The organism is Paenibacillus sp. Paensp38, assembly GCF_059491915.1.
This window is the reverse complement of the sequence record NZ_CP168516.1, coordinates 3,915,001-3,937,736: the sequence shown is the minus strand read 5'-3', so window position 1 is coordinate 3,937,736 and position 22,736 is coordinate 3,915,001. Positions and strand designations below refer to the sequence as shown.

The following is a 22,736-nucleotide window of genomic DNA, read 5'->3' as shown; positions in this document are numbered from 1 at the left end:
GATCATGGTGACACCCCTCCTTGTCCAATTGGGATCTCTCTGTTGTTAATGTTGTGAACGCGGGTCAAGTGCATCCTGAAGCCCATCTCCAAGCGTATTGAACGCTAGCATGGTGAGCGATATCATCAGCCCGGGGAAAAATAGGCGCCACCATTGACCGCTTAAAATAACGCCAAGTGAATCGTTAGCCATCGTCCCCCAGCTGGCCGAAGGAGACTGAATCCCCAAACCGAGAAAGCTCAGGAACGATTCGGCAAAAATAGCCGACGGAATAGTGAACGTTAAATTCACGATAATGATTGCCGCTGCGTTTGGTAGCAAATGTCTGAAGATAATACGCGAATGAGATGTCCCCAAGCTACGGGCTGCCAACACATATTCCTGCTGCTTCAGCTGTAAGATTTGCCCACGTACTACACGTGCCATACCGACCCAGCCAGTAATAGATAATGCAATAATCATCGTGAGCAGACCGGGCTTCATAATGACGAGCAGCAGAATGATGACTAGCAGATAAGGAATACTATACAAAATTTCAATAATACGCATGAGAATGCTGTCGATCCGGTCGCCCGTTTTACCCTGCCCAGCACAATAGCCAGCAACACAGCCGACGAGAATGCCAAGTACCAAATCAATGGCGGCAGCGGCAAAGCCGATCATGAGTGAAATTCTAGCCCCGGCCCATGTCCGTGCCCATACGTCCCTCCCCAGATCATCCGTGCCAAACCAATGCTCTTTGGAAGGAGAGAGATTCGTCTTCAAAAGAGATTGATCACTCGGTGCATAAGAAACCATGGAAGGTCCAACAATCGCCAGCACAATAATCATGATTAGTAGGGAAAGCCCCAAAAGAGCAAGCTTGTTGTTGAAAAGTCTGCGTAGCCGATCCCGCCAGAGTGATTCTTTGGGTCTGGTCAACGTGGCGGTGGGGATCTGGCTGCGGTCTACAAGACTGAACAGACTGTCCTTTTCGACAGTAGGTGCTGCTTTCATGTTAATCTCCTTTACTGACTAATTTGATTCGTGGATCGACAAGGCGATAGGAAATATCAATTAAAAATAAAGTAACGACTAGAATGGAACTGTAGAAAATGGTCGTCCCCATAATCACTGGATAATCCCGGTTAAAGATACTATCTACGAAGTATTTACCGATGCCGGGAATGGCGAATATTTTTTCAACGACAAAGGTACCTGTAATGACGGAAGCGAATAGCGGTCCGATAAAAGAAAGCACCGGAACCAACGCGTTGCGTAATCCGTGACGCAGAACTACTGCCCAAGAAGACAACCCTTTCGCTTTGGCAGTGCGTATGTACTCCTCATGCATGACTTCCAGCATACTCGTCCGCATAAAGCGGGCGATAACGGCAAGAGGTGAAACAGCGAGAGCCAGCGATGGGAGCACCGTATGCTGCCAGGTTCCCCATGAGGCGACCGGAAGAAGGTGCCATTGAACGGCAACATACTTGATTAGCAACGGTGCCAATATGAAGCTGGGTACGGAAATACCAACAATGGCGATAAACATCGAGATATAATCCAGTGGTCGATTATGGTGTAGAGCAGCCAGTGTTCCAAGCGAAATTCCGGCAATAATCGCGACCACGATGGATTGAATACCGAGCAATGCAGAAGGTGGAAAACCTCGGGCGATGAGCATATTGACGTCCGTCGTTTTCGATTGAATAGACGGGCCCATATCCAGCACTAGCAGATTTTTGAGATACAGCACATACTGCACAGCGAGCGGCTTGTCCAGATTGTACCTGGCACGCATGTTTTGCAATACCGCTTCCGGAATGGTTTTGGAATCGTTCGAGAATGGGTCACCCGGAATGATGTGCATGATGATAAACGTTAAAGTGACGATAATCCACAGTGTAATGAACATCGTAAAAAGACGCTTTAAAATGTACATGGGGCTTAATTTCTCCTGTCTATCAAGCTGATTTACATACTATTGCTGCTAAAAATTTAATATAAGTAAAAGTATATAAGAATACTAGGAAATAATAAGACGGTTTAGGTGACATGTCAAGGTAAGGTTTTACATTATAGAACACAGGTCAAATTTTTGTCACAGGTTTTCCATTTATATAAGGCTAAGATTCCGCTCATTCCTCTCGACGAGTATCCTGCGGTATGTTATGATGATACTCTGATAACGTGTTAACGAACTAAAGCGTTTGCCACCTGTTTTTGGATACGGGGGTCACCATTGTTGGAGGGGAATAAGATGAGAAAAGCAGCCATGTTTACGATGTTAATTGGATTGATGATGATCGTGTTGGCCGGATGCTCCGGTGGTAAGGATGACAGTAAATTGATTATTGGAATTGATGATAAATTCGCCCCGATGGGCTTTAGAGATGAAAATAACGAGCTGACCGGCTTTGATATTGATTATGCAAAAGCAGCCGGGGAACAAATGGGTAAACAGGTGGAATTTCAGCCGATTGACTGGTCTGCCAAAGAATCCGAGCTGAACAGCGGACGTATTGATCTCATTTGGAATGGATACACCATTACGGATGAGCGTAAGGAAAAGGTGCTGTTCACGAAGCCATATCTGAAGAACAGTCAGGTGATTGTCATTCCGGCTAATTCCAGTCTTTCCAAGCTCGCTGATCTGGCGGGCAAAACGGTCGGACTCCAGACGCTGTCTTCAGCAGCCGATGCATTGGATGCAAATCCGATCAAAAGCAAATTGAAGCAGGTTTCCGAGTTCCCGGATAATGTTCTCGCTTTAACGGACTTGAAAACCGGTCGTCTGGATGCGGTTGTCATTGATGAAGTGGTTGCCAAGTATTATATGTCGAAGGAACAAGGGGCATATAAGCTGCTTGATGAATCACTGGCCCCTGAAGAATACGGCATCGGTGTGAAAAAAGGAAATGAAGAGCTGTTGACGCAACTGCAATCCGCTTTGGATGAGCTGCATAAGAACGGAAAAGCTGCTGAAATTTCGAAAAAGTGGTTTGGTGAAGATAAAGTATTAAATTAAAAAGTAGTGTATTGAACTAAGGGTTTAGGAGTCGAAGGTCATGAGTATGGAATATATTTTACGAATTATGAAGCCTATGCTTGAAGGGGCACAGATGACGGTTATTTTATTTTTCATCACGCTCATCTTGTCTATTCCATTGGGGTTTATCGTTACGTTGCTGGCCAAAAGCCGGATTAAGCCAATCGCTTGGCTGATGCACACGTACATTTATGTTATACGCGGCACGCCGCTTTTGCTGCAATTATTGTTCTTTTGTTTTGGTCTGCCGATGTTGCCTGTCATTGGGGAGTATTTGGTATTGGACCGGACAACGGCTGCGGTACTGGCATTTGTACTGAATTATGCGGCTTATTTCGCAGAAATTTTCAGAGGCGGGATGTTGTCGATTGATAAAGGACAATACGAGGCTTCGCAAGTGCTGGGCTTGAGCAAGTCGCAGACGCTGATTAGAGTCATTGTGCCGCAAATGGTACGGATTGCTTTGCCTGCGGTAACCAATGAGGCGACAACACTGGTAAAAGATACGGCACTACTGTATGCAGTAGCGGTACCGGAACTGCTGCATTTTGCCAATACGGCTGTAAACCGTGATTTCTCGATTGTACCTTATGTTGTAGCGGCGGTTATTTATTTGTTGTTAGCTTTGGTGCTGACGCTATTCTTCAGGGCGCTGGAAAAACGTTTTAAATTCGAGTAAAAGGAATGTCGAGATATGAATACTAACGCAATAGAAGTAACCGATTTGAAAAAATCGTTCGGCAAGCTCGACGTTCTGAAAAGAGTGAGCTTTAACGTTAAAGCGGGCGAGGTTGTAGCTGTCATCGGCCCTTCAGGTTCAGGGAAAAGTACCATGCTCCGTAGTTTGGTACATCTGGAAGATGTGACGGGCGGGACGATCCGCATTCATGACAAAGCACTGGTGGAGAACGGTCAGTACGCTCCGGCAGGTGACATTAAGGGCATTACCACCGGGATGGGCATGGTGTTCCAGCATTTTAATCTGTTCCCTCACTTGACGGTGCAGGATAATCTGGAACTGGCTCCGAAGCTGGTGAAGAAGGTGAGCAAGGCTGAGCTACGTCGCCAAAGTGCTGAGTTGCTGGCTAAAGTCGGATTGGCAGATAAAGCAGATGCGTATCCATCCCGACTGTCGGGGGGACAGAAGCAGCGTGTGGCGATTGCCCGGGCAATGATGATGAACCCTGATATTTTACTGTTTGACGAGCCGACCTCGGCCCTTGATCCCGAGCTGACGGGTGAGGTGCTGCGAGTTATCAAAAAGCTGGCTGAGGAACATATGACGATGGTCATTGTGACCCACGAGATGAACTTTGCGAGAGATGTGGCAGATCGTGTCATTTTTATGGATAATGGAGAAATTGCGGAATCCGGTACACCAGAGCAGATATTCGGCAATCCGCAGTTGGAGCGGACGAAGGTGTTTTTGAATCGGGTGGAAGCTTAGCCCAAGATGCATATCATCTTTGCATACTTGTGTATATGTGTTTTATATCTCCCAAAAGCGACTTTAAAGAAGTATTCTGATGTAAGCTGAAGCAGGCTATTTGAGCTCTTTTAAGCGAACGAAGAATGCTTTTTTTTTTTTTTGAAATGGTTCTTATTCCAGTAAATGTGATCTATTTCATATGATTGTGTAAGAAATGGGGTTTAACATGTAAAACATGCTACCACGATTTAAACAAATTCTGTTACTAGCTCCACAATTTAAAAGTGGAAGGTTGGGATTTGAATGATTGATCGTTTTCACATTTATTGTCACATTCCGTTTTGCAAGAAGCGCTGTCCATACTGCTACTTTACAGCCAAATTTTCGGAAGAGGAGATGATTAACCTCGATGTAATGGATGAGTATGTTAAAGCCTTGAAAGTGGACATTGAATGCACTGAATTTCCAAAATCAGCAATCACCTCGATAGTTTTTGGTGGAGGAACCCCATCCCTCCTAAATGAAAGTCAGCTAGACACTATTATAAATTCCATTCGAAATAGGATTACCCCAGAACAATTTACCCACATGAAATTTATGGCGTATGAAGTTTCCCCAGATACCGCATCCAAAGAAACCTTGTCTATTTTCAGGAGAAAAGGATTTAATCGTGTAAGTATCGGTGCCCAGTCTTTTAATAATGAAGAGCTCAAATTGCTGGGACGGCCCTATTCACGAGAAAAAATTATAAAGGCTGCAAGCCTGATCCGAGAAATTGATTACGACATGTTAAATATTGATCTGCTAATCGGAATCCCGGGGCAGACGCAGAGCACGGTCATGGAAAGCATAAGGGATACAGTGAATATACGACCGGAACATATTTCGGTTAGTCTTTTCTACTCCTCTTATCCAGGGGGAAAGGAATTTGTCGAGCGATGCGAGAAAAGAGGAAAACATATTTTAGCATTGTCCGATAAAATCTCAGTTTATGAAGAAGTGTGCGGATTTTTACAACAAAACGGATATATAAGAGTAGATAATACTGTTTTTTCTTTACCAGATTATATATTTCCTTATGAAAAAGATGCTATAAGTGAAACAGAGCCGGTGTTGGCTTTTGGACCCGGATCTGCGGGATATTGGGATAATAATCGTGTACGCTTCACACCTCCTTATATTAAAAATTATATAGAACTTCCACATTCAGTCGAAGAAGAAATTACAGTCGATAATTATGCGTTTACGATTGTATGGGGGCATTTGAATGCCTATGGAAAAATCGAGGAACGAACGTTAGAGCAGTATCTAGGAGTTAATTTTGAAAAAGTAATGGAAATGGAGAAAGATGTTAATATTCTTTTGTCCGTTTTAATTCAAGAAAATCTGGTGGAACAACAAGACTCGGCTTACATATTAAAACCAGAAAGTCTAAATCGCGCGATTGTACTAATGCATTATATAAGGGATGGCTGGGGATACAAGCTCATGACTGCCCCGGATGAAATTAAAAACTAAGAGTAAAGTGAAGGTGAATACAATGAATCAAGAAGAATATTCAAAATGGATTAAAAACGTTTCTATTGCCTATCTGGCAACGTATGATTCATTCAATAATCAACCTCATGTAAGACCTGTAGATGCGGGGACTGTTCACAACGGATATATATATTTCTCTACCTTCAGCAATACAGATAAGGTTGAACAAATCCGGACGTGTGAGAATGTGGAGCTTACTTATTTTGGAGACGGGGCTCAGCTCAGAATGGCAGGTAAGGCCAAACGGGTGAGTGAAAAGAAGGAAGAAGATCTATTTTTGGAAAACAACCCTATGATAAAAGAAACCTTTAGCAATGAGAAAAGAAATCAGTTTGTATTGTTTCAAGTCACACCCCATGCAGTAAGATTTATGGGCGAGGAAGATCATCAATACTCTCCTGTAGATTGGAAGCAGACGGACCGGATAGGCATGTGACTCATGGAGACAGACGAACTGATTTTTGATTTTCTAGGTCCGGATACGATTGAAATGCAAAAGTTTATTGGTGATGTCTGGCCTGAGAAGATACATGCAAGGGTTTTGGACCTGGCTTCAGGGAGTGGTGAACACTTATTTGGTTTTATAAACAAGTCTATTGAATCTGTAACTGTAGTTGATCGTTCGCCGGAATCGTTGCAATTGTTGCTCAACAAGCATAACGATCATGGAAATATGATTAATACGGTATGCTCTGACTTAAATGATTGGTCTTGCCCTCAAAAATTTGACATCGTACACATTGGGGATAATTCTATCCAAATGTTCCCTGCGTATAAAAACCAATTTGATATTTTTAGAGTAATTGCTTCAAGTTTATCAGCCGAAGGGGTTGGAATGGTTAATGTTACGCCAGTGACGGAACATCAAATCATGGAATATGGCGGGGCACCTAAAGTGATTAAATCACTGACTATCGACGGGGAAGCATTTGAAGTATATGGAGAAGTCAAAATCGATGTTTTTAATCAGATCTTAATGATGTATTTCACAGTTTATAAAAATGAAAATGAAACCAGCCGTTGTACCTGTCGATGTCGGATGTTATTGAAACATGAAATAGAGGAGATGGCAAAGGCTGCTGGACTAAAAATAGTGCAAGTTAAACAACAGAAACTTAAACGGGGAAACGATTCTTACTATTACCTATTGCAACTCAATCAATAGAGCAAATGGGAGAATAAGGGTATGTCCAAAACCGTTTCATTGAATCCAACGGCGTTAATGAACAGGGCTTTTTTACGACAACTTAGACAGCTTGAAAAAAATATTTTGGTTACTAAAAATAATTTATCCGGAATTATGGGTTTTGAAACCGAATACCTTCTTTTTGATTTTGAGTTTAATTTGGTAGATGAAAAGGTCCGGAATCGTGTAATTGAAAATGCAACATTTATAAAACGGGAAATAGGTGCCAGCCAAATTGAATTGGTATCCCGTCCTTTCACACTTGCAGAGGGACTTGAAAATCTTATAAATGAAATGCAGGAAATGGAGCAAGAGGCGGCAGCCATAGCACATGCCCAAAATAATAGACTGGCGCGTCTTGGTACCTATCCTGGTTCATTTACTGACTTGGAAATTACAGATGACCGGGAAAATTATCAAATGATACTCGACCAGTTTAAAAGTTCAAGAAAACATCACCTTGAGCTTCATTTGGGAGAAGTTGATCTATCAAGTCGTGTTCATGAGCTAATTAGCGGGTGTCAGTCGACACAAATGAATGTACAGGTTAACTATAATCAGGCTGCTATTGATCTTTTGAACAAGACGATTGAGATCTCACCTCTCTTTATTGCCATTGGGGCCAATTCTCCGATTTTGGACAGGCGATTAACCGGATTGCTCGAAACTCGTAACCTGATTTGGGAGATTGGTTATGATTTGCGGACCTATTCTGAATTTTTGGCAGCTCTGTCTACTCGCGTTTCATTTCCTCATCAATATTATGCGAATTTCCATAATTATTGGGCTACTTTGTATCAACAAAAACATATGAAATCCGATCCACGGTATGCATTTAGCCTCAATCAAAAAATGAATTGGAAAATTGCGAGATTAAAACTGGTAGGTGGCAGCGGTAAGCCCACAGCATGCTTGCTTGAAACGCGATTTATACCGATCCAGCCAACACTTCGGGAAGATATTGCACTGCATCTCGGAGTCTATGCGCTTTTGGATTTAAGCTTAAGCAAAGGCGGAGAAAGACTTCTTCCCGTTACTTTTGTGAAGGAAAACTTCAGGAGGGCTTCATGCTACGGAATTGACTGTGAGCTTTACTATTTTACATCCGACGGTAAAAGAATCACTGAGTATGCGGCCACGGAATTAATAAATAGAGCTGGCGAGCGTATTTGTGATTATTGGAAAAGAAAATCTTCTTCAACTGCAACACTTGTGGAGGAGGTACTAAGCAAGCGACTTAGAGTAGGCCCTCCAGCCTTATCACTAATAAACAATATCAGGGGGAACTCGAAAAATACACTTCTTGGAACGCAAGAAATAAAGCGAATAGTGTCGCAAAATTGTATTCCTGTCAATGAGGGATCGTAAGGAGGACTTTGGTATGTCTGCTAATAGTTCAAGGGCTATATTTTTACTGGAGCCTTGTTTTTTTGGAGAAAAATATATTGAATTTGCCGCTGAACTTGAGTTGATTGTAATTGTCATTCGAAGAGAAGGCGGCCCCAAGGTGGAGAAGGCGCATCTGGTACATTTTGAAATCATCAGTGACATTACAGATGCCGAGTCTACTTACTTGAAAATGGAGTATTTTTTCAGTCAGCATCCGGATATATCCCGCAACTCGGGTATTGTACCTGGTCACGACTATGCAGTACCGGTCGCCGCGATTATCTCCCAAAAGTTTGGCTGGAATTCCATTCGCCCAGATGTAGCCCATAATGCCCGCAGCAAAGAGTGTATGAGAAACGGGCTAAAAGGTTCTCAGTATGTATCCAATCCAGATTACCATTTGTATCACAGCGTATCCGAACTAAAGGAGCAGTTGGACCAGATCCAATTCCCCGCTATTGTTAAACCCGTTGATATGACAAGTAGTATGTTAGTCAAATGTGTGCAAACATCTGAACAATTAATTAGGCAGGCCGAAAAGATTATTCAGAATGAGGATAACTTCGGTTATCCATCGAATCTTTCATTTCTAGTAGAAGAATATATCAGAGGCCAGGAATATAGCTTCGAGGCTTTTATGTTTAAAGGTGCTTGTAAATTTGCCCATATTACTGAAAAAATGAAAACTCCCCTTCCTTATTTTGTTGAGCTACAGCATACCCTTCCAGCATCTATGGAATCTTCAAAATACACTCAATTATTAAACAGCTTCATAAATCTTATGGCTGAGCTTGGAATTACAGAAGGACCCTGTCATTTGGAATTTGTGCTGTCCGGGGGACATATTTATATTATCGAATATTCTACTCGTCTTGCAGGGGACCGTATAACTGATTTGTATAGCTTGAGTTACGGAGTAAATCTGCATAAGGCTTCGATTTTGTGCGCTTTGGGAGAAAGACCGGATGAGTACCTGCATGAAACCCGAAACGATATTTCAAGAATCCGTTATTTCCATCAAAAGAGTGGAAAAATCAAACAAATATCAGGGGTGGAAGAAGCCAGACGTTTGCCGGGTGTCATAGAGATTGTTATAGAAAAGAAGGAGGGAGATACAGTACCGGATGAGATGACTAGCAGTATGGACAGATATGGTTTTTTTGTTCTTAAAGCTGATACTTATGATGAATTAGAGAAAGTGAGCCACCAAGTTGAAGATACGATCCAATTTGTGATGGAAAGAGAGACTACTTATGAAAAGCAAAAAGGATGAAAATCAATTCGAAATTTTGCTGATTAATCCACCCTTATGGTACTACCAGTCTGTGCCACCCGATATTACGGCTGCGGCTGCTTTATTACATCACCAAGGAGTGGGTACCAAAATCCGTGATTTAAATTTGGAATCATTTCATTACTTTTTTCGGGGACGTTCGGACATCATCACTCATCTTACGGACACTGAACTGTTTTATAATTTTGAACATTTAGAAGAAACCTGCCAAAAAATCGCTGAGATTTATGATCGTATTAGTGAACAGATTTCACCCGCGGTGCTGCGATGGAATTTATATGATCCGGGAGTGGATCTACGTAATATTGATGAGGTACTAAGGATTGCCGAACAGAAGGAACACAATCCATATTTTGATTTTTTCAAAGAAATTTTACCGGATCTTGTCCCTGAAGGCGTCAAGGTGGTTGCTATTTCAATTTTTCATCCAGATCAGGTTATTCCCTTATTTTCGTTGACTTCATTGTTAAAAGAATATAACTCTAATCTACACATTCATCTGTTCGGCAATCTGGAGGATCAGATTAATACAAAAATATTAGTGCGAAATCTTCCAGATAAGGAGTATCATTTGTTGTTTTCTCATGTGGATTCGTTTGGCTTGGGAAATGAGCATTATCGATTGAGCGAACTGGTTAGAGCTGTTGAGGATTCATCTAAGTTGGAAGAACTATCTTGGTTACTTACTCAAAAAGAACTTCAACCTTATATTGAAGAAACTAATAAACACTATTACACCAATAAAATAACATTACCCGTTTTATCTTCTCTTCCTGCAAGTGCTCTAATGCCGGAAGAGGTTTTAAATGTAGCTGCGTCTGTAAGTTGTTACTGGAAGGGATGTACTTATTGCTCTATTAAAGAGCATGGTACTTATCAGAAAGAGAGTATTGAGAGTATCCTGCAATTAATGGAGAATTTTTCAAAACAACAGACATTTTCGGTATTACGATTCAGAGACTGCTGTATTTCACCCACAGATTTAGAGAAAATAGCAACTCAAATTGTAGAAAGGAAGCTTATATTATCCTGGGCCTGTCGTGCCAGACTGGAAAAGGGTTTTAATTCCCGATTGTTTGAACTGTTAAACCGTGCAGGATGCATCATGATCTCTTTTGGAGTAGAGACCTTTGAAACAAGGGTATCCAGACTGATGAACAAAGGAATAGATCTTGAATATGCGCCTGTGCTGATTAAGAGTTGCTATGAGGCTGGGATTGCGGTGAAATTAACAGCGATGATCGGGTTTCCAGGTGAAACCAGTGAAGAAGCTCTTGCTAATCAAGCACGGCTACGGGAACTGTTTCCCTATTGTATAGATATCCGATATAACCGTTTTATTCTATTTGAAAATTCTCCTATTGCTGCCGATCCTGCTATGTATTCCATTCAAAAAATACCTTTTAACAATCGCCAGCATTTACGATTTTATAGTGAGTTTAGCAGGGAAAGTGGGATGACACAGGTGCAAGCAGATATACAGGCTGCTGAGTTTGAACAGGAAATTAAACAAACTTATGCTTTTTTTCTGTCAGAAGAACATTTGCTTTTATATTTGAAAAAATGGGGACTTTCTTTTTGTATGAATCTTGTAAATGCCAGGTCTCTCTATCAATAAAACGAAAGGATTAGGGATGGATAAACATTATGTAATTTTCGCGAAATTCGAAAACTTTTCTCGTATTGTGAATGAAGGCTTGAGCTCTTTAAGGTATGAAAAAACGTTGATTACTAATAATCAACGTTTGATTGAGCGTTGTAGTGATCATTATCACCATTTCTTGTGTGTCGAAGATTTAACATCACCTCAAGTTGTTGAGTTTATACTAACACTGCATGATGAAAAGCCCGTGAACGGTATTTTTTCCGAGAGTGAGGATTTGGTGCAGTTTACCGCTTTGCTTAGAGAGCGATTGGGTCTTACGTGTGGAGTCATCGGGAGAGATGGTGATTTTTTTAGAGATAAGGTAAAAATGAAAAATCATCTTGCTCAAGAGAAAGTTATTCTTATTCCTGAATATCGAACCGTTCACCACTTTGCTGATGCAATCGACTTTTTATCTAAACATGCTCCCGAGGCCATTATTAAACCAATTGACGGAGCGGGGTCCCTTCATACGTTTCGGGTTCATTTGGATAACATCCACGAATATGAACAATTGCTTAACGACCATGCCGGAAAATTTGAGATTGAACAATATATTGATGGAAAAATGTTCCATATGGATAGCATTGTATATAATAACCAAGTTGCATTCACTTCAGTTGCCTGCTATACGCATAGCACTTTGGAATGCAGGGAGGGGAAGCCACTGTGCGGGTATTTTTACCCTGACCATGAGATGCCCTTGGTCCAACAGCTTATCGCGGCAAATAACAAAGTATTGAGTGCAATGCCGATCACAAGTGGAGTAGCTCATACTGAACTATTAGTCACTAAGCAGCAGGAGATCTTATTTTGCGAAACAGCGGCACGAATTGCAGGCGGAGGAATTATTTTTGGTATAGAGGATACATGTGGAGTAAACCCGCTACTGGAGGGGGCTCGCGCTTTTGTCGGCGAACAGCCGCTTTTCAATCAATATTATCCACAGACGAATGGCGGGTATCTGCTGCTCTATAAGAAGAAAGGAAGGGTTAAACACGTCACCCCAAGCTCTGACTTTCTTCAGATACAAGGTGTGAAGCGGGCTGATATTTTACCACAAGTGGGTGACTGCTTGTCTTTTAGCGGCAGTTCCGGTGATGTGGCTGGAGTTGTGACTTGGTCAGTTGATTCTTTTGAGGAAAATGAGCTTATTCGTAATGAGATTGAGCATTTATGGGAACTTGAAATGGAAGTAAGCCTGTTTGATGAGGAAGGGGAAGCGTAGGTGGTTAAAAAGTTTGAAAGTCAGGTCAGATTATTTGGTTTATTGAGGTTTCTGAACACATTCTATGTATATAATTCCATTTTGGTTTTCTATTTTAGTAATATGATTAAGCTTAACTATACCCAAATTGGGATTGTAATGGCCAGTTACTATACGGCATCCATACTATTTGACATACCCACGGGAATGATCGGAGACCTGATTGGGAAGAAAAAGGCTATCCTTATCGGAGCGGTTTTTCAATGTATTGGTATCTTTCTTATGGGATCATTACAAACTTATATGCTACTTATTATAGCTCATATCATTTTTGCATTGGGCTCATCCTTCATATCAGGTTCGGAACAAGGCTTGATTTATAAGCTTCATGAAAAGCATGACAAGCTTGATGTCTTGAACCGTAGCTACGGAAAAATTTTTTCAGCAAGTATTTTGTCTACGATTGCTGCTGCTCTTCTAAGCTCAGTAGTTATTCAATATAGCTATTCGGTTACTTTTTACATTTCGGCATTCTCTAATTTTTTAGCGGTGTTTTTTGTGTGTCTGGTTCATGAGGAGAGAGTTTATGAAGACAAAACAGGTAAAAAAGCGTTTCAACGAGTTCGTCCTCTACAAATAATGAAGGAATCCTTTCAGGAAATCAGAGTCAACAGGCAACTACTATTATTTTCTATTTACTATATATTCACAGCTATCATTCTAACCTCAGTATTCTTTCAATATCAACCCTATCTACAGCATTTAAAAATTTCACCGACTTTTTTTGGAGTTATTTATGCTCTTTTCGGCATTATTCCACTCATCTCTGCTCAGTTATCACATTTAATCAAAGGGAAGTATATATATATACTTAATCCTTTGATCCTTGCTGTTGTTTTTTTAGGGATGGCGTTAACCAAGTCCATTTGGCTTGGGATCGTATTGATTTGTTTGTTTCGGTTTAACTGGGGGATCATTATTCCAAAAATACAAAGTCACATTGATACCAGCATCACGAGCGAAACTAGCAGGGCGACAACCGTATCTACTGTGTACAGTGTACATAATCTTCTCCTATCTATGATGCTTATCATCAGTGGGCATCTTATTGAAAGCTACAGTATTGCTGTACTCCTGATTATCTATTCCTTGTTTAGCCTTTTATTTTGCTTGTATGTCTTCATTTTCCGTAGAAGCTACAACAACACAGAGGTACCCTCCAAAAGCACTTTAATGATGGATTCGAAGGAGATGTAGTGGATGAATACCGAGGTCATCTTAATTCGCGTTTCCCCAAAAGCTGTTTTTAGCTATGATATCGAAAATGGTCATTTTCATAGGGAGAACCCCTACTCAGAAGTCACGGATTACAGTTATAGCTCGGAATTTAAACATCATAAAAGAGCAAATGACCTTTCTAATTTTGTGAAAATAGAGCGTGTTTATCAACTGGAAAACACGGACAAGGCTCAGGCCGAAATTGCCCAGCTTGCGCGCAGGTTACATCTGACTGATTTCAGTGTAATTGAAGGACCGCTGGAACGTCCTGAATTCGTTGCAGACTACAGACCTAGTAGCCCAACAGCTTACCTGGATTTTTTTCTACAAAAATGGCACAGGGGCTGTAGTCCCTTGTATTCGGAGGAGGAATTGCAAGAGGGAGAAAACCACATTAAAAACTTGCGTCATACCCATCCTTCTTATGGTGAATTAAATGAGTATGAGTATATTGCAAAAATGCTGAGTATGTTGGACTCGAATCAAACCCAATTGTTTCCCTGCGAAGCTGGGGTACATTCTTTTCAAGTAAATGGTGATGGAGCGCTTTTTCGCTGCAATAGATATGCTAAGGCGGGCTTGGAGAAATCAAGCGACGAGATAGGATGTATCGATTCTGTGGACGATTTGGCACCTTGTAAAAGTTGTTTTTCAAGATATATGTGCGGAGGACGTTGCAATTTATTGATTAATCAGCTTCAGAGCAATGCATGTGTCCTGTTTCGGGAGTTTACAATTGTTTTGTTGAAAGCGATCATTAGTCATCATCTGGCTGAAAAATCGGCTGGAATTCTGGTAAAGGAGTAGACATATGCGAATTTGTACAGGATTAGTGACCATTGATGATTTAGTGCCTTTTATTCAGGCCGGAGCCGAAGAATTTTATTGTGGCGTCATTGATGAACAATGGTTGGATCGGTATAACTATATCGTTGCCTTGAATCGCAGACCTTGGCCTGATGCGAACTTTTCCAGTTTTGCTGAACTTGCGGAGGTCGTGAATATAGCGCATGCTCATGGGTGCCAGGTATTTTTTACGATGAACGAACACTGCTATAACAACCAGCAGCTTGGTATCCTGGATTACTATTTGGAGCAAGCTGTTCGTTGTGAAGTGGATGCTATTATTTTTGCTGATTTGGGCTTGGCCGGTTATTTTGCGGATAAGAAAACGAATGTGGATGTGCATATCAGTACAGGCGGCACGATTTTTAACTGTTACACAGCAGAAATGTACACCAAAGAATTTCATGCGGATCGGCTTATTTTGCCCCGTTCCTTGTCCATGGCAGAAATGAAAATCATAATTGAAAGCTCACCAAATACAGAGTTTGAGGTTTTTATCAAAAATGAAGGCTGTACTTATATAGATGGCTTTTGTAATTTTGTGCATGGGACTCGATTTATGAATAACAATGATGGGGTCATTTTTAATCCTCCATGTGTTTTGAGATATCAGGTTATTGAGAGTATTACGCCCATACCGTATGATGTACCACTGCTGGAGAAAAAGCTAAACTGGATTTTAGACAATAAGGGTGACTGTGGTGTTTGCAGCTTATATTATCTGAACCAATTATCGGTTGATAGCTTGAAATTGGTCGGGAGAGCTTCAGACAGAAGTCAGGTTTTAAGTGATATCAGGATGATAAAATCAGCGATAGATTTATGCGGCGAGGTGGCAAACTTCGAAGAGTACCATCACATGATTTCTTCGCAAATATGTCAGAATAGCTGGAAAAACGATCAATTGATTACACATTGCTACTACCCGGAAATTCTGGACCATGTAAATGGCATTCATAATGTTCAGGGGAGTGTATAATATGGAAAAAGCGATGATGGTTGACGACCTGCGTAAATTAACGAATGTGGAGAACCAGTATCAGCGTCTGTATTATGGACAGGAGTTTTGCCCGCGTACTTTCTTAACAGTAAGGGAGCTAAAATCAGTTATCAGCTTTTGTGAGCAGCACGACATGAAGCTAACCTTGATTACTCCTTATATGACGGATGAAAGTATGAACACGATTGTGAACATCTTAAAGGAAGTAAGTGAAGCATCTATTTTTGATGAGTTGGTGGTTAATGATTTCGGAATGTTGTATTTTATTGAAAATCATTATCCCGGCCGCTTTAAACTTATTTTAGGTAGACTACTGAATAAAGCTAAAAAAAGTCCTTCTATTGCAAACTATTTTCCCAAGCTTGATGATGATTCGAAAAGTGCCTTACAGAATACTGCGGGAGGGTTTGTCCCCAATATTAGGTTCATGCGTAAATATAAAATTTCTGCTATTCAATATGATAATAGAATACAAGGTAATAAGCTGGATATCAAAGACAATCATGATCTGGTAAATAATAATGATATTGATGATGCTGATACTGATACTGATGTGCTCCCTTTTAGCAGGGAATTAGTATACCCTTACGTACACATTACAACTGCCCGAAGATGTTTTTCCAGCATCCTGTATAGCAAGTCATCTATGTCTGAGTGGAAAACGTCATCATTATGCAATAAGAGCTGCAAGACTTGTCAAACAGTCCTCTATAATGATGTGATGAAAAAAGATATTATATTAAAAGGAAACTCTCTTTATTACGAAAATGCCAAGCTTCCCGTCAATTTAGCGGAGTATTCACGAATTATAACTCAGGTACTATAAATACTAGATCGGAGTGGTTTGCCCGCTTTTATTTTGAAAGAGCAGGTGGTCTAACCTCGCTGCTCTTTTCTGAACTCATTCGTTAAATCTTCCTATCTATTACTGGTTCCTTCACACTCGTTTTGGTATAAACTCGTGTTCCCGCTAAACACTTCAATCATCGTTAATGCCCCGTTCGATAGCCGTGGTTGAACGCTGCTGCCGAGTGTAGGGAAGTTGATTCGCTTAGTAAATCAAGCATGACTTCAATTTGTTCAAAATCGACTGCTGGTAGTTTATTTTTTTAGCATCTCCATAAGATCACTAAATTTTTAATTCACTTTTTGAGACTCAGGGTCGGTTGACTTTATTCGTTCACTGGGACGCCATTTCCTATAATGCATATCCTCCAAAACCATGTTCATCATGCCTCTCTATAAATTCTGTTTTGCTAAGTCTTTATCCTCACGTAAATCCATCACCCAAGCCAAAGTTCACTACATGTGGAAGCTACATATAAGGTGAGCATTGAATTTATTCTTGTTCAGACAGGTAATCCTAAACTTTAAAGGTAAAATGAATAATTCCAGAAATAAAGCTCCCGCGGTGATGGGACTGACCCGATTTTGAACCAATGGAAAATCCTCAACAACAAAAGACTACAAAGGTGTCGGAGTACAAGACTTGATTCCATTGCCGAAAGGGACAAGAACTTGGTATCGTTGCTGATTAGGTGAATAGCTAAAAAGGAAAACATAAAAAATGGATTCGCATATTGCTCGAATTAATTAAAAGCAGCCAAGCCCTTCTTTCAACGTTACGGGACTCGGTATCTATTGTTGCCCTCGACGGGTTCTAAAATTTCAAAGTATTCTAAACATAATAGAGTTAAAGCTTTAATTTGCTAGGTTTATATGCAAACGCTATTATTCTATAATTTCACTCAGAAAGGAGGTTAAAGTAAAAAAATACGGAATATGGCACGGATAGGTGATATACTGCAAAGAGAATCAACCAACAAGCAAGTGTATGGGACAAACACAAAATTTTAGGAGGTAGAGTATGTTTAAGTTTAGTAAGAAAATGATGACGGTAGTTCTTGCAGCTTCCATGAGTTTTGGGTTGTTTGCAACAACCTCAAGTGCAGCGACAGACTATTGGCAAAATTGGACCGATGGCGGCGGGACGGTCAATGCTGTAAATGGATCAGGCGGTAATTACAGCGTAACATGGAAGGATACCGGGAATTTTGTTGTCGGCAAAGGCTGGACTACTGGATCGCCAAACAGAACGATTAACTACAATGCCGGTGTCTGGGCGCCGTCCGGTAATGGATATTTGGCTCTCTACGGGTGGACGAGAAACTCACTCATTGAATATTACGTCGTTGATAGCTGGGGGACTTATCGACCTACCGGAACGTATAAAGGTACGGTGACCAGTGATGGGGGCACATATGACATCTACACAACAATGCGATACGACGCACCTTCCATTGAAGGCCAAAAAACGACGTTTATTCAGTACTGGAGTGTTCGACAGTCGAAGAGACCGACCGGGGGCAACTCCACGATCACTTTCAGCAACCACGTGAAAGCATGGGCGAGCAAAGGAATGAATCTGGGAAGTAACTGGTCTTACCAGGTGTTGGCGACAGAGGGGTATCAGAGTAGCGGGAGCTCTAACGTAACGGTGTGGTAACCACTTAACTGCAAGCTGTTCAACGAACAGGCGCGGTTGGGGCTGTCTCACGGGATAAACGGGTTCCGAAAGCTGTCTGATAGGATTTACACGAATTGGTCCATGGAGGAAACACTGATCTCTAAGCATTGTAGACAGGCCGATGGCCGTTCTCCTCCAGTCTATCCGTCAGTGCGGATGCGTTGCAGGCCGTTACCTGCTAGACGAACGGCCTTCGACGCTGCTGGAGGCGAATTGCGGGCCGTCATGGCCTATCATTTTCCCTATCAGCTTAAAGGGGATATATCAATGAGAAAGCTATTAATTTTCCTTTTAATAGCACCAATGGTTGTGATCAGCGCTTGTTCGCAAGATAAGCCTGAGAAAAGGGATAACCTTGTATTCGTGGAAGGTGGGACTTTTCAGAACAACAAGTACAACAACTCTGGAAAAAGCGTGGCCCTATCGAACTTTTATATCAACAAATATGAAGTAGTTCAAAAAGAGTGGGTTGAAGTCATGGGAAGTAATCCCTCGGTATTCATTGGCGACAATTTGCCGGTAGAAATGGTGAGTTGGTAGGACGTTCAGCAACTCTCGTTCTCTATACACAAGATGATGAGGCATTAATTAAGCTGACGGGCAGTTATTCAAAGTGACTTCATAGTAGATATCTTTTTTAATATAGACTGTATATTCAGTCATGACTAAAATGGTAATCAAGAAAATATTACCACATTGGGGAGGGTGACAAGGTGGAACTTTTTTACGAAATCGAAGGGAATGGAGCCCCTATAGTCATGATTCACTCGGGAGGTGTTGACTCAAGGGTATGGAGATATATGGTGCCTGAACTGGCAAAATCATTCAAGATCATTACCTTCGATGGTCGAGGAACCGGCCGCTCGCCTGCTATGCAAGAGCCGACTTCACTTGTGGAGGATTTGCGCAAACTTCTCGAACATCTCGGACTGGATCTTGTCACACTTGTTGGTCATTCCATCGGTGGGCAAGTCGCGACTGATTTTGCGTTATCATATCCTTCTATGGTTGAGCGACTAGTGGTGATTGCCCCTTCATTAACGGGATTTGCATATTCGCAAGAATTTACCAATTATATGGCATCGGTGAATGCGGCCGCTCCCGATATTTCAAAACTTGTAGAGTTGTCCTTAGCCGCACCGATCTATCGGGCTACGATGGCTAGCCCCCATCGGAGTTTTTTGACTGAAATGCATAATCACTACATGACAAGGGTATTCACCGAGTGGAGAAGCTTTGAGGTCCTTTGGCCAGAGCCACCTTCGATTGAACGTTTAGAAAAAATTGCAGCGAGTACGTTATTTATACAAGGAACCATAGAATGGCCGGATATGTACAATATCGCAGAGCACTTCAAGCGTGTACCTGCAATTAGGTTTGCCGAAATCAAAGGGGCCGATCATATGCTTGTCCTTACTCATGCGGAGGAACTAGCTAATAGCATCCGACAGTTTTGTCACAGGTGAGAACCATACGTGAATAGATTGGGTATCTCTTGATTCAATTATTATAATGGGTGATAAGAAGTTTTGAAACTTAAAGAGCAACCCGGAAGAAACATCTTGGTGCTTGGAAGCGATGGGTGAGTGGAAAGCGTTTGTTTACAGATAACGTCAACACGATGTCTCTTAAGCATGTCTATACCAAGACCTTACATTCGGAGCAGTTGAATTGACGTACCGCCCATCAAAAGAAGATTAACGCTTTCCACCAAAAATCAGAAAGTGTTTATTGAACTAACGGGATACGTTAGCTCAATAAAACAGCGGCAGGCTCAATAGACTGATAAAAACAAAGTCCGACCCTGCCGCTGCTTTATATTGGAGCCAGTTTTATAATTATAATCCGGAGCCCTGACGGTAAACTATACCAGCTACCCTGCATTCCACAGACGATTCTTACGAGCTGTTATTCTGAAAATAAAGCATCCGTTGCAACCGGTTGAAGGATAGGCAGTGGCTGAAGGGCGGTGGTCCGGTCGAGATGAACAAACGCATCATAACGATCCGCCATGCTGGAAGGCACGTAATTGCCGAATCTTTCATGAGCAGGCTCATATACCACACCGATGGCTCGGTGGCCAATGACCGTATGCAGTATGGAAGATGCATCGGAGAGCATTACCATGCCATTCCGGCCGTCTCCCGCCCGGTGCATGCAATACTCCCAGCTTCCTAGCTGTCCGGGCGGCACGGTCATTTTCTCAACCGGAGCTCCCCAAGCTCTTCCCGCCAGTACCTCGCCCTGATAGGTTCCGAAGCCAACGGCAAACACACGATGTTCCGGATCTTCCCGCAGTAGCTGACCCACATTGACCATGCCGTCAGCCATCATATCCGTTGCCCGCGCATCACCGATATGCGTATTATGCTCCCAGACAATGGCTTTTGCCGAGGCGCCGTAATAGGACATGATTCGCTTCAGCGATTCAACCATATGTCTGTCCCGTATATTCCAGGACTGCGGACCGCCCCGGACCATCGTACGATAATAGGCCTCCGAACTGGAAGTGACGAGCATGTTCACCTCCGCATTCAGTTCTTCCTCACTTCCCGGATACGCCATGCGCCTGCTCTGAATCTGCTTTAGTAGCTCAACCACTTCTTTCTCACAGCTCTCCGAGAGCAATCCTGCCGCAATGCCATAATTTTGATGGTCCCTGCTATATGGATCAAAACAAGCATATGTCCTGCGGGCCTGTTCCAGGTGGGGAGACTTGGTCTCCTCCAAATAAGCGATGATTGCCTCCATCGATTCCCATAACGAGTACATATCGATGCCATAAAATCCAACCTTGGGACAATCACTTCCGCCCCCTTGATTCATCTCATTGTACTCCTTCAGCCACTCCGCGAAATCACGAATATCCGTATTCGCCCACATCCAGGTCGGCCAGCGGGTAAAATCACCCAGTGCATCGGCTGCCGAAGAATCGGACCCCTCCATCCCTTTAACATACCGGTTTAACCGATAAGCAGAGGGCCAGTCTCCTTCCACGCCGATAATGTTAAATCCCTTGCTTGTAATTAGCTTCTTCGAAAGTTCGGCCCGAACTTGGTAAAAATCAGACGTCCCATGGCTCGCCTCGCCAAGCAGCACAATATCTGCATCTCCGATGGCCTTAACCATGCTGTCCAGATTCTCCATTCCGTCCAATGGGATAAATAAGGCATTCAGCTCTTTTAGATATGCGTTCTGCTCTGATAGATTATCATTAGAATTCATGAATTTGTTCCCTCCTTTAGACGGTATGAGTGGATTATTTCCGAATTGTCCATTCATTAACCCAAAACAGGCCTCCCTTAGTGATAAGCCAGGGTAAGTCTGGTGGGGGCAAAATTTGAATTGATTAAGATGTACACAAAAAAGGAGGAGAAATATAATGTCCGCTGAACGTTTTCATATTCACATAGTAGATGAAGTCCTTGCTGATTTAAAGAGAAGACCGCTGGCCGGATCAATTGGAAAACTCAGCTTGGAGTGATTGTGGAGGTGACCTCCGTCAAAGATTTAGCGAAGATGAACTCATTACATATCATGGTTTATTGGCTTACTAACACAATCGGGTCGTCAACGCGGATGTATTACGAAAAAGTGTTTATGATGGAGCAGATACCTTAGAATAATTATTTAAGAGCGAAAAGGCCTTTTGAGTATGTACGAACATCCAATTGATTCAGCGTTTGGTTGATGAAAAAGCTATGGATAACCCTTTATTCGAATGCTTTAAATAATTTTAAAATGCGCACTAAAACGTTACTAGATATATTAGTTCAATAAATCTGCCTTAAATGATGTGGGTTAGTATCCATTATTAGAGGCGGATTCACGAAATTTAATATAAGGCTCCTTAACGTTGTAAATCCGCATTTTGCTGGCGATACCCAAATAATGTGAAAATTTATACTTCATTATCGTTCCTATAAAGTATACTTTTAGGAACGATGTCATGAACCGCACCTCAGACAGGATAGCGTTCGCGCCTTGTGGACACTCCTGGCGGTTTGATCCACTAGAAGATGTTTTTAAAGGTATACCTTTACAGACGGTAGAGAACGGAAAAATATTTGAAAATAAAGTATCAGACTTACTGATGGCTCATTAAGCTAACGGGTAGTTTAGTTTAACGAGCGCTGTTTTAGTCATTTACAACAAATGGAAAATATGTTCTAATGATAGTGGTGTTAATTTTCTAACTGTGTAGGGTTTTTAGCGTGACGCAAAACGGGATTGTGTTGGTTGTGAGTGTCTCGATACTACATGAAGATAAGCTGCTTATGATCAGAGAAAACAAAGCATCTGTTAAGAATACATGGAACTTCCCGTCAGGGAGAATCGAATATGGTGAAGATATTCTTGAGGCAA

General features: G+C 41.8%; 20 protein-coding genes and 1 pseudogene (1 of these 21 running past the window's edge). 18 read left to right on the top strand and 3 right to left on the bottom strand.

All coding sequences use genetic code 11. The annotated features are described in order from the left end of the window. Window positions 1–45: 45 nt before the first annotated feature. Together ACEN8J_RS17415 and ACEN8J_RS17410 are read right to left on the bottom strand one after the other, a co-directional pair. The gene (locus ACEN8J_RS17415) at window positions 46–996 is read right to left on the bottom strand and encodes an ABC transporter permease (protein ID WP_029517553.1); all 951 of its coding nucleotides are present in this window, start codon (window positions 994–996) and stop codon (window positions 46–48) included. 1 nt (window position 997) lies between these two features. Beyond that, a complete protein-coding gene (locus ACEN8J_RS17410) occupies window positions 998–1,924 on the bottom strand; it encodes an ABC transporter permease (RefSeq protein WP_029517552.1) in 927 nt (308 codons plus the stop codon). 318 nt (window positions 1,925–2,242) lie between these two features. Between ACEN8J_RS17410 and ACEN8J_RS17405 the strand changes: the two genes are divergently transcribed. The 17 genes and pseudogenes from ACEN8J_RS17405 (at window position 2,243) to ACEN8J_RS17325 (ending at window position 19,837) form a co-directional block, all read left to right on the top strand. Continuing rightward, complete coding sequence (locus ACEN8J_RS17405) at window positions 2,243–3,010, top strand: amino acid ABC transporter substrate-binding protein (protein WP_483594563.1); 768 nt, start codon at window positions 2,243–2,245, stop codon at window positions 3,008–3,010. Window positions 3,011–3,050: 40 nt separating this feature from the next. Further along, window positions 3,051–3,710, top strand: coding sequence for an amino acid ABC transporter permease (locus ACEN8J_RS17400; RefSeq protein WP_023987212.1), 660 nt, complete (start codon window positions 3,051–3,053; stop codon window positions 3,708–3,710). Window positions 3,711–3,725: 15 nt separating this feature from the next. Then, window positions 3,726–4,478, top strand: a complete 753-nt coding sequence (locus tag ACEN8J_RS17395; protein WP_025683111.1) for an amino acid ABC transporter ATP-binding protein — start codon at window positions 3,726–3,728, stop codon at window positions 4,476–4,478. Window positions 4,479–4,763: 285 nt separating this feature from the next. Then, the gene (locus ACEN8J_RS17390) at window positions 4,764–5,978 is read left to right on the top strand and encodes a radical SAM protein (RefSeq protein WP_029517548.1); all 1,215 of its coding nucleotides are present in this window, start codon (window positions 4,764–4,766) and stop codon (window positions 5,976–5,978) included. Window positions 5,979–6,000: 22 nt separating this feature from the next. Continuing rightward, window positions 6,001–6,435, top strand: a complete 435-nt coding sequence (locus ACEN8J_RS17385; RefSeq protein ID WP_029517547.1) for a pyridoxamine 5'-phosphate oxidase family protein — start codon at window positions 6,001–6,003, stop codon at window positions 6,433–6,435. Between the two features lie 3 nt (window positions 6,436–6,438). Beyond that, window positions 6,439–7,164, top strand: a complete 726-nt coding sequence (locus ACEN8J_RS17380; protein ID WP_029517546.1) for a class I SAM-dependent methyltransferase — start codon at window positions 6,439–6,441, stop codon at window positions 7,162–7,164. 21 nt (window positions 7,165–7,185) lie between these two features. Next, window positions 7,186–8,553, top strand: a complete 1,368-nt coding sequence (locus tag ACEN8J_RS17375; protein ID WP_069012388.1) for a glutamate-cysteine ligase family protein — start codon at window positions 7,186–7,188, stop codon at window positions 8,551–8,553. A gap of 13 nt (window positions 8,554–8,566) precedes the next feature. Further along, window positions 8,567–9,847, top strand: a complete 1,281-nt coding sequence (locus tag ACEN8J_RS17370; RefSeq protein ID WP_340931449.1) for an ATP-grasp domain-containing protein — start codon at window positions 8,567–8,569, stop codon at window positions 9,845–9,847. After that, complete coding sequence (locus ACEN8J_RS17365) at window positions 9,828–11,486, top strand: B12-binding domain-containing radical SAM protein (RefSeq protein WP_029517543.1); 1,659 nt, start codon at window positions 9,828–9,830, stop codon at window positions 11,484–11,486. Before ACEN8J_RS17370 ends, ACEN8J_RS17365 begins: the two co-directional genes overlap by 20 nt. 16 nt (window positions 11,487–11,502) lie before the next feature. Next, complete coding sequence (locus ACEN8J_RS17360; protein ID WP_495593783.1) at window positions 11,503–12,741, top strand: ATP-grasp domain-containing protein; 1,239 nt, start codon at window positions 11,503–11,505, stop codon at window positions 12,739–12,741. Then, a complete protein-coding gene (locus ACEN8J_RS17355) occupies window positions 12,742–13,977 on the top strand; it encodes an MFS transporter (protein ID WP_495593782.1) in 1,236 nt (411 codons plus the stop codon). It abuts the gene before it with no gap. Window positions 13,978–13,980: 3 nt separating this feature from the next. Next, the gene (locus ACEN8J_RS17350) at window positions 13,981–14,805 is read left to right on the top strand and encodes a hypothetical protein (protein ID WP_029517540.1); all 825 of its coding nucleotides are present in this window, start codon (window positions 13,981–13,983) and stop codon (window positions 14,803–14,805) included. Between the two features lie 4 nt (window positions 14,806–14,809). After that, a complete protein-coding gene (locus ACEN8J_RS17345; protein WP_029517539.1) occupies window positions 14,810–15,823 on the top strand; it encodes a peptidase U32 family protein in 1,014 nt (337 codons plus the stop codon). Window position 15,824: 1 nt separating this feature from the next. Next, window positions 15,825–16,670 carry a hypothetical protein gene (locus ACEN8J_RS17340; RefSeq protein ID WP_495593781.1) on the top strand — a complete coding sequence of 282 codons (846 nt, stop codon included), beginning with the start codon at window positions 15,825–15,827 and terminating at the stop codon, window positions 16,668–16,670. Between the two features lie 1,041 nt (window positions 16,671–17,711). Continuing rightward, window positions 17,712–18,350 (top strand): endo-1,4-beta-xylanase XynA, encoded by a 639-nt coding sequence (locus tag ACEN8J_RS17335; RefSeq protein ID WP_025720875.1) that lies wholly within the window; start codon window positions 17,712–17,714, stop codon window positions 18,348–18,350. Between the two features lie 288 nt (window positions 18,351–18,638). After that, window positions 18,639–18,908, top strand: a pseudogene (locus ACEN8J_RS17330) (SUMF1/EgtB/PvdO family nonheme iron enzyme); the annotation flags it as partial. Window positions 18,909–19,084: 176 nt separating this feature from the next. Further along, entirely contained in the window at window positions 19,085–19,837 is a 753-nt protein-coding gene (locus ACEN8J_RS17325) for an alpha/beta fold hydrolase (RefSeq protein WP_449292537.1), read from the top strand. A gap of 442 nt (window positions 19,838–20,279) precedes the next feature. Here ACEN8J_RS17325 and ACEN8J_RS17320 read toward each other — a convergent pair whose 3' ends face one another. Beyond that, complete coding sequence (locus ACEN8J_RS17320; protein WP_449292536.1) at window positions 20,280–21,596, bottom strand: erythromycin esterase family protein; 1,317 nt, start codon at window positions 21,594–21,596, stop codon at window positions 20,280–20,282. A 989-nt stretch (window positions 21,597–22,585) separates the two neighbouring features. Between ACEN8J_RS17320 and ACEN8J_RS17315 the strand changes: the two genes are divergently transcribed. Then, window positions 22,586–22,736, top strand: the 5' end (the start) of a protein-coding gene (locus ACEN8J_RS17315) for an NUDIX hydrolase (protein ID WP_029517535.1). The gene runs 317 nt beyond the window's last position; only the first 151 of its 468 coding nucleotides appear in the window; its start codon is at window positions 22,586–22,588; its stop codon lies off the right edge, out of view.